Here is an 8878-nt window from a genome sequence, read left to right as displayed (position 1 = left end):
GAGACGACCGCTTGGAGGTTGTTCTGCGCCCAGTACAGGTAGTAGCCGACGCGGCTGTTCTCGCCGAGGAGCGGCGTGCCTGTCGCGACTGCCCACAGGTTGTTGAGCAACCACACAGGGATGCCCGCGACGATGAGAACCGCGAGGGCCGCCACCATGTACGGGATGACGACAGTGCCGAGAAGGAGGCGACGAGCGGCGTCAGTCCGGGCCACGCGTCACCCCATTGACGGAAGCCACTCGAACTCACCCTTGCCGGTGAGCGAGTAGCTCGTTTGTTCAAACGACCATTCGAGTGAGTAGTGAACCCACCTGCCGACCGTCGACGACGAACGCAGGCCGTCGCGGTTCAGCACCAACTCGGCGAGCAGGTCGATGACCGCGAAGACGACGCCGAGGATGCCGATAACAAACGTGACGACGTAGCCGACGGTGAGTTGCCACACCATCGCCCACACCCGCCACAGCGCCCGTCGTCGGTAGGTGCCGAGTTGCATCAGTTACCTCACAGCGCCGCCGAGCCGTAGCTGGAGACAGAGTTGATGATGCTGTCGGTGTAGCCAGCGCCGAGGCCACGGAACAGGTCGAACGTCTCGCCGAAGCTGAGGCCGTCGTTACCGGCGAGCGTGAACGTCGTCTCCGAGACGCCGTCGAAGCGCTCGTCGCCGTTGTTCATGATGGTGAGTTCTTCGGCGTCCGAGTCGTAGACTGCGTACGCCTCGTCATCGTCGAGGAAGTCCCACTCGGAGGACTTCTCGTTGACGAACACCGGGATGAGGACCGTGCCGTCGTCGCCCTCTGCTTTCACCGTCATGAGCGGCAGGAACGCGCCGTCGTCCTTGTCCTCCGCGGCGAGCGCGAAGGCGTCAGCGACCGTGCCGTTCGCGAGGTTGACCTCGTGGCTCGCGTTCGAACCCGTCGCGACCGAGGCGAGTTCGAACGACGCGATGTTGGTGTCGTAGCTCGACGAAATCTGGCTGAGCCACGGGTGCTTCTCCTCAACCGTCACGTCGTTGTTCGTGAACGCGTCGCCGATGCGGTAGACTGCGCGGTCGGCCGTGTTGTTGAACGCGACGTCGATGACCGTCGCGTTGTCGGTGTCTTGGGTGTCCGTGATACGGACCTTGAAGGTCTTGTTCTCACCGTAGCCGACTGGGAGGTCCTCGAACTCGTCGTGGCTGATGTTCCACGCGTAGTGGTTGTTCGTGCTGTCGGTCACGTCTGCCGAGGAGTTGGTGTAGACCGACTCCATGTCGGCCACCGTCTCGCCGGTGTCAGGGTCGAGGATTTGCAGTCTCGCGTCCCCGCTCACGTTGGCGTCAAACGTCACTTCGACGTATGAGGAGTTCGAGGCGTTGGCGGTGAAGCCAGAGACCGTGTAGCCGTCGGTCCAGTCGGAGGTCGTGGTTGTGTTGGTCGATTCGGTGTCGATGCTTGGGGTCGCCGCGAACGCCCCGCCCGCGAAGACGGAGAGTGCGACGGTCAGCGCGAGCGCGATGCTCGCCAGTTTACTGTGTTGCATTGTATGTTGGAGATGTGGTTGGTTGCGCGTCGGTTCCGGAGTGTCCCGCCACGGCCGACGGTGGTGGGACGCCTCCTCCCTCGTACCTACAGGTCGCTGTTGGTGTCTTTCGAGAGCTCATGGTCTTGCGTATCTCACAACTCGATATCCAGGTCGTCGAGCGACACGCCCTCGCCGGCTCCGTAGACAAGCGGGTAGACGTAGCGTCGAAGTCCAGCCTCGTAGCTGAACGACCCGACGGTGTTGTGCCACCAGTCGGACCGGCCACCGAAGCCGGTCATGACCCACGGCTGAGTGAGCGACCGGAGGTAAATCGCGTCGTCCCATCCGTTGTCCCACCACGCCTGCATCTCGTCATCTGACAGGTGTTCGAGGTCGACGTCTTGGCCTTCCTCCGCGGTGAGGTAGTAGTGATGCCACGGGTTGACGACGTGGAGTGTCGGGTGGACCGCACCCTCGCTGTCGCCGAGGACCGTCGGTGGCGACCGACTCCATCCGCGGAGCCAATGGTACGCGGAAAACGCGACGTCGACGATTTCGTCGGTGGTCTCGTTGACCCGGACGTAGATGGGTTCGTGGTCCCCCCAATGGCTGTCGTAGCCGAGTGCAACGCCCTTCTGGAACGGGTACTCCGCCCAGTAGACCAATACGGTGTCGTCGAACTCAGTCGACCGCGCCACAAACGAGTAGAGCGCCGTCGGTGTGTTCGTCCCGAGGTCCCGGAGAACCAGACGCGGCTTGTAGCGGTTCAGCAGGTCGGGTTCGTATGTCCGTGTGACGTGGTCCGGCGTCGCGTCGTCGATAGTTTCCGACGCCGCCGAGACGCCGGCAGAGAACGTGCCGCCGACGAGCGCCCCGGCCGCGAGGGCCTTCCCACCCGCCCGAAGGAACTCTCGACGGGTTCGCATCAGGCCGCCGCCCCCGTCAGTTCAATCCAGAGGCGAACGACCGACGACCCTGAGTAGCCCTCGTTCGCGAGGTCGCGCGCCCGTGCCGCGTCGGTCCGCGCGTCTTCTTGGCTCGTGTCGCGCTCGACGAGTCGCGTCGCGTTGTACGCGTCGACCATCCCGTTTCCGACCTCGGTCGTGCCGGCGTTCGGCATCGGTGCGGCCGAGTCCAAGAGCGCCGCCCGAAGTGCCTCGTGGTCACCCGCGAGCGACGGGTTCGCTTCGAGCGTGAGCGCCGCCACGCCAGAGACGACGGGCGTCGCCATGCTCGTCCCCGACAGCGTCGAGTTCGTCGGCAGGCCCGACGAGGAGTACACGCGAGCGGTGAGCTTCATCCCCGGCGCGCCGACGTCCGGCCCCTCGCCGTTCGTGACGCCGTTCGAGAAGTCCGAGACGCCGCCATCCGGACCGACCTCCGAGAAGTACGCCGCGCCCGCGTTGTCGGGCGTCGTCGTGTTCGTCGCCGCGACGCCGATGACCCCTGCTTCGGGCACGTCGGCCGGCGACGAGATGTAGCGGAGCGCCGGGTTCTCTTTCGAGTTCCCGACCGCGACCACGACGAGCGACACGTTGCCTTCGAGCGCTTCGGAGAGTTCGTCGGCGATGGTCGCCGAGTAGACCGCCGACCCGAGCGACATCGAGATGATGTCTGCGCCCTGCTCGTCGGCGTACTCGATGCCCTCGACGATATCTTGGGTGTTGCCGCCGCCGCTGTCCGAGAGCGCCTTGATGGGCATGACGTTCGCGCCCGGTGCGACGCCTTCCAGCGGTTCACCGGTCGTCGTGTTGTTCGGGTTCGCGGCTATCGCGCCCGCCACCCACGACCCGTGACCGTTGCCGTCAGCGACGGCCGCGCGACCCGTCTCGTTCGTGATAGTGTTCTTCGGCGAAACGATGCGGTCCTGATAGACTGAGTCGTTGGCCGAGTCTTGGTAGTTGAGACCCGAGTCGATGACCGCGACCGTCACGCCCGTCCCGTTGACCGAGACGTTCGCTGGGTCAGCTCGAACTGCGCGCCGAGCGTCGGCCATCGTAGACTGGTTGGCGTCCTCGTTGAACGCCTGTCCCGATGCCGAGAACGCGGCCTCGCGACCGAGCGTGACAAAGCGCGCCCCCGGTGGGCTCGCGAATGTAGATGCGTTCGAGAGCGTCGTGACCGGCTCCGTGTAATCGACCCGCGACGCGATGTCGATGTGCTCGACGTACGACCGCGCCGCGAGGCCGTTCCCGAGGATGCGCGCCGCCCCGACGAGTCCGATGTCTTCGGGCGCGGCGGCGATGAGCGCACGGTTCGACTCGTTGTCGAGCGCGATGAGCGACCGGTCCTGCGAGTCGGCCCACGTCTCCATCGACCGCTCAGAGCCGTCTTCGAACGTGACGTAGAACGCGGGTTGGCCGTCGTAACTCGTGACGCCCGAGTCGTCGAACGACCCCAGACCCCAGTACGACGTCGCCTCTGTCGCGGCACCTGAGAAGACGCCGTCGAACGGCGACCCAGAGGCGGCCATGACCGGCGCGGCCATCGGCGAGAGGACGAGTAACGTTGCGACTACCAGTGTGAGTGATTTGCGTTGCATGATGGACCTCTATTAGACTGCGACCGCGCTCCCGCCGGCTGTCGACCCGAGAGCGGGCGTCATGTCAGCCGGGACCGCGGCAGTCGCCCGGACAGCGACTGTGCCCACGAACGGGACGTTGATGTCGGCCGTCCGAACCGCAATCCAATGTCGGACGCGGTCGAGCGTTCCGGGGTTGTTGTTGATGCGCAACGACAGCTCGCCGTCAGCGTCCGTCCAACTGCTAATCGTCGTCGATGACGAACTGCCCGACACTTCGCCGAATCGCGTGCTCGCGTCTCGCGTGATGGGTTGGGAGTCGCCGCGGTAGAGGAGTGCGTTGTCGTTGAGCGCCGCCGTGTGGTAGACGACCTCCACGTGCCTGTTCACGCTCTCACGGTCGTCGCCGCGAACCACGCGGACCGTCCGCGTCGAGTCCGACGACACCGAGAGGCCGGAGTCATAGACGTGGACCACGTTCGGAACGTCATCGCCTTGACCGACCTGCGCGGTGAACGAAACCGCACCTGACGAGTCGACGTCGACTGCGCCACTTTCCAGGCCGTCGCCGACCTGCGCGATAGTTCCGAACGGCGTTTCGACCGCCCGGATGCCCGTCGGCCGGTCGCGGTCAGCGCTCGCCGCCTTCACGCGAACCGGGAGGACGTGCTGGCGACCTTCGAAGTCCTCGAAGGTCAGCCGCGCCGTGTGAACGCCCTGCCCGCCCGTCTGGAACGTCACCTCGCCCGTCGAGTTGTTGACTGTCGTCGCGAGCGTCTGTCCGTTCGGGCCGTACGCTTCGGCGCTCACGACGCTCTTGAACGACGAGTCCTCGCCGGGGTTCAGCCGCATCGACAGCGTGTCGCTCGGTCCCGGCGACAGCGTCGACATCGACACCGACGACAGCGACGGCACCTCGCCGTCGTACGCCGGGTTCGACACCGACGAAGACGACGCCTTGCCGATGCCGTCGCCATTCGCGACTGTCACGTCGAACCGGACGCCTGCCACGTCGCTCGGCATCGGGTACTCCTCAACGGTCACCGTCGACGAACCGAAGCCGGCCGCCGTCCCCGGCGACGATTCGATGTTGATGTACTCGTCGGAGATGACCTGACTCGTCCCGTTCGTGTAGTGCGCTTTCACGATGACGTTCTCAAGGTCGAGGCCGACGTCGAGGAACTCCTGCGACCATGTGACGGTGTCGCTTGCGCGTTCGACTGTCTCCTCGCCTGTCTCGATGGACGACTGCAGTTCCGACAGCGATTGCTGGAGCTTCGAGATGCGTTCGCGGAGTTCGGCATCGCTCGTCTCGTTGAGGTCGATGCCGACCGCGTCGTCACCGAGGAGGTCTTTGTACCGCTCTTGGAGTTTGTCGTTCTGTGTTCTGAGGTCGAACAACTCCTCGTAGAGGTCCTCCCTCTGCGTGCGCGTCAGGTCTTCAATCCGCTGTTGGAGCGCGCTCGGCAGTTCCGAGAACGACTCGTTGTTGAACAGTGAATCGAGCAGGCCGAGCTGTTCTTGGAACGCCGTGAGGTTGCCGTACTGCGGGTACGACACTTCGAGCAACGTGATGTCGACGTTCTGCTTCGGCGGCCGGACTGTCACCGGCGCGCTCGGCGAGTAGATAGTCGTGTTCTGGAGCTTTTCGATGGCCTCCAGCGACTGCTGTGTCTGTTGCTCGTTGAGGTCCTCCAGCGTCTCCGCGTCGACCTCGTAGTAGTCGCGGATACTCTGCTCGGTGAGGTTCTGCGGGTCTATCGGGATGTTCGGCGCTTTGCGCGCCGTCACCGTCACGACCTTCGCGTTCGACGGCACGTCGAGCGAGTAGTAGCCCGTCGCGTTCGTCGTCGTCGTCACCCGCTGGAGCGCGCCCGAGTTGAGTTGGTCCTTGATTGCCTGCGCGCCGTCGGTGAGCGTTCCGTTGATGGTTTTGAGTGCGTCGTCGAGCGATGGCGTCGGGTCCCCGACTTTGATGAGGTACGAGAAGTCCGACCCCTCAGCGCTCACACGGTAGATACCGTCGTTCAACGTGACGGTCGCGTAGTTCAGTTCGGACGGGTCGGCGAAGCCACCACCGGCCGTCTCTGTCGTTTCACGGCGGTAGGTCGTCACGACCTCGCCAGTCGGGCTGAGCTTTTCGATGACTGCCGTCCCCTGTACGATGCGACCGGGGACCTGCGCGTCGTACTCGTGCTGGTTCAGGTAGCGGCCCCGTTGCGACGGGTCGCCCACGACGAGTGCGAGTTCCTCGTTTGCGGGCACGTTCGCCCACATCGGGTTTTGGAGGTTCGACGAGTCGAGAATCCACGGAGCTGTTCCGACATCCGATTCGGAGTAGACGCCGACGTACTGCGCGTCGATCTGCGTGAGTCGGCCCGCCCCACCATCGTAGAGGTTGAACGACGATTCGAGTTGGTCCGTCCACACCGAAGGAATCGGGTCTTGAAGCGACGACAGCGTGTCTTCGGCTTGGGCGACACTCGGTTGCGTGGCGACCATCGCCTCGACGGTCGCGTTCTCAACTGGTGCGCCAGACTGGGTTTTGACCGTCCCGTCGATTGTGGGGCCTGAGGACCCACCACGGGTTATCTGCGACACACTCGAATTTTGAGTCACATAGTCAAAGTGGACCGGAGAATCAACAGGCAAATTATCCATTCCCAATCCGACAGTCCCAAAGTCCCCACCGTCAGTTTTTGAGAACTCTGCACCAGTGTAGTTAGCGAGGACTTCCCCATCTGGCTCTAATATTTTAATGTCGTATGTCTGCGAAGTGTAATTTATATTTTCAGCGCGAATCAGTCTCCACCCGTCAGTAGTCCGGTTTATTGTCAATCCAGTGTTCTGTTCAATCCCGTCACCATTTCCGTCAACGGAGCCGTACCAAAGCTCCCCATTTTTTTGTATTTCAATCCAGACGTTCCAATTCGTGCTTGATTCCCGCCCCCACATGAAGACGTTTTCATCCCCATGGTAAGCAACAGAGACGTTTCTTGGGTTCCCGTATGATGTCTTTGTGCTGTTTTGTGCAAAGATGTGCCTGTTGCTATCACTCCCCTCTATGAACGAAATCGACTGGTCACCATCATACGCGAGCGATGTGTTCGTCTCCCAGTATCCAGACGAACTCTCATACCCGTACAATATCCAATTCTCATGCAACTGAGAATCGGAGTATTCGAAGCTTGTGACATTATATTCGTCATCATTGCTGACAGCAGATGCAACCTGCACAGTCGGTGCAAACAATGAAAATGTGATTAACAATACCATAACCACCGGGCCGACTTTCTCTGCTTTGTCAATCATGAATCAAAACGCCTCCTCTTCGATTTGTCGGCGTGTTAGTTCTGCGGTGATGCCACTCACGGAGTCTGATTTTTGTGATTTCATTGGTCTGGTTTATCGACCGTCGATTTTTGACGGGGCGTTTCTAAAGAACGCGACCACGGACGCAAAGAAAACGACAACTGCAGAGAGAACAATGTTCACAGTCTCGATGATCGGAACTCTGACCTTCAACGTCTCAATAATCAAGACTGGTGACTCGTAGATGACAAACAGGTTCAGTAGCACGTCCATAACAGAAAACAGGCCGAGGACGGTGGCACCTAGAAGAACAGTGTTTGGAAACTCGGAATGAAACCGCTCTAAGACGGCGAACGCGAGCGAAATTCCAACCACTGCGAAAAGACCAGAAAGTGCGAACCCAATTTGTTCGAAGAGCACCGCAGTCAGCGGATTCGATTCTGTGGAAACTCCAGTTGTTATCGAGAGCAGGGTTAGAATGAACGCAGTTACGGTTCCGCAAAGCGTGACTGCTTCTAACTGTCTGAGATTGGGTCGGTCTGTCAACGGCGCGCAGTTCTTCATTTTTGGTATTAATTAGTTCGTACGTTTTCTTTTCAAAATCCGAGGCCGTCGAGGCGGTCGGGGTCGTCGATACAGCGGACGACTTCTTCCATGATTTTCACGTCCGGCTTTCGCCGCGACTGCGCCGACTTGTACGCACACGCGAGCGAGCGGATGCGTGAGGCCGTCTGCTCCCGGAGCGAGTACCGCACGTCGGCTTGGGCGTAGTCGAGCACTTGGTCGACGACGTCGAGGAACTCCGCTTTTGGCTGGTCGCCGATGAGTGGCCCGGAGATGTGCCCCGAGCGCTCCGAGACGCGATAGCGCCGGTGGTCGGCGTACATCACCCGGCCTTCCAGCTCGTCGGCGGACGCGCCGGCGTCGTCATCCAACCCACGGTCGACGAACACGACCGAGCGCTCGACGTAGACTTCGGGGTTAGTCATCTGTTCGAGTCGGTTTTCCTCGTGTTTCGTGACCGGGCAGAACAGTTTGGCGGACTCTTTGAGCAGGTTGTGGGCGACCCACTCGGCGCGCGTCGTCCCTTGCTTTTCGTCGTGGTGGTGACCCCAATCGCGCTCGGGTTCGTCGTCTTCGTCGTCGCCGCCAGTGTCCTTCTCGTCGATGAGACCTTCGCCGTCGTCGTACCACCAGTCCAGTGGGCCTCCACCCGCGCCTTTCGGACCGTACTTCACACGCGACTCCGGTTGTCGAGAGCCGGCGCTGTCGCTCTGTTCGGATGCTGTTTTGGGCATGGTTATGTCGGATTTTCCAGCGCGGCCGTAGTCTAGTGCCGCCGCTGTGTTTCGACGCCAACAATCCGACCACTCCGACGCTCTCGCGCGGGAATTGGCCGTCACCGCCCCTCCGACTCAGGCTTTGAGTCCCAAGACCGGCCGCGGTTCACCCACGTCTCTCGGACTATGGGTCTTGTGGCGAAGTGTTATCAGATTCATTGACAGTCAGGGACTTAAATATTCGCGTACGGAAGGCTATTG

The 8878-nt window shown here is 61.7% G+C and carries 8 protein-coding genes; all 8 read right to left on the bottom strand.

Annotated elements, in window-relative coordinates; all coding sequences use genetic code 11:
• Window positions 1-215, bottom strand: a 215-nt coding sequence (locus IEV64_RS19300) for a hypothetical protein (RefSeq protein ID WP_188425036.1), incomplete at its 3' end; no start/stop codon positions are given.
• Between the two features lie 3 nt (window positions 216-218).
• Window positions 219-497, bottom strand: a complete 279-nt coding sequence (locus tag IEV64_RS19295) for a hypothetical protein (RefSeq protein ID WP_007273985.1) — start codon at window positions 495-497, stop codon at window positions 219-221.
• Between the two features lie 8 nt (window positions 498-505).
• Entirely contained in the window at window positions 506-1522 is a 1017-nt protein-coding gene (locus IEV64_RS19290) for a hypothetical protein (protein WP_007273986.1), read from the bottom strand.
• Between the two features lie 134 nt (window positions 1523-1656).
• Window positions 1657-2430, bottom strand: a complete 774-nt coding sequence (locus IEV64_RS19285) for a hypothetical protein (protein ID WP_007273987.1) — start codon at window positions 2428-2430, stop codon at window positions 1657-1659.
• Window positions 2430-4046 carry a S8 family peptidase gene (locus IEV64_RS19280; protein WP_083874886.1) on the bottom strand — a complete coding sequence of 539 codons (1617 nt, stop codon included), beginning with the start codon at window positions 4044-4046 and terminating at the stop codon, window positions 2430-2432. Before IEV64_RS19280 ends, IEV64_RS19285 begins: the two co-directional genes overlap by 1 nt.
• A 12-nt stretch (window positions 4047-4058) precedes the next feature.
• A complete protein-coding gene (locus tag IEV64_RS19275) occupies window positions 4059-6527 on the bottom strand; it encodes a coiled-coil domain-containing protein (RefSeq protein WP_007273989.1) in 2469 nt (822 codons plus the stop codon).
• 903 nt (window positions 6528-7430) lie between these two features.
• Complete coding sequence (locus tag IEV64_RS19270) at window positions 7431-7883, bottom strand: hypothetical protein (protein ID WP_152420697.1); 453 nt, start codon at window positions 7881-7883, stop codon at window positions 7431-7433.
• 50 nt (window positions 7884-7933) lie between these two features.
• Window positions 7934-8575 (bottom strand): hypothetical protein, encoded by a 642-nt coding sequence (locus IEV64_RS19265; protein WP_007273991.1) that lies wholly within the window; start codon window positions 8573-8575, stop codon window positions 7934-7936.
• Window positions 8576-8878: the final 303 nt, after the last annotated feature.

The organism is Haloferax sulfurifontis, from assembly GCF_014635105.1.
In the GTDB taxonomy this organism is placed as follows: Archaea; Halobacteriota; Halobacteria; order Halobacteriales; family Haloferacaceae; genus Haloferax; species Haloferax denitrificans.
This window is presented reverse-complemented; position numbering and strand designations above follow the sequence as displayed.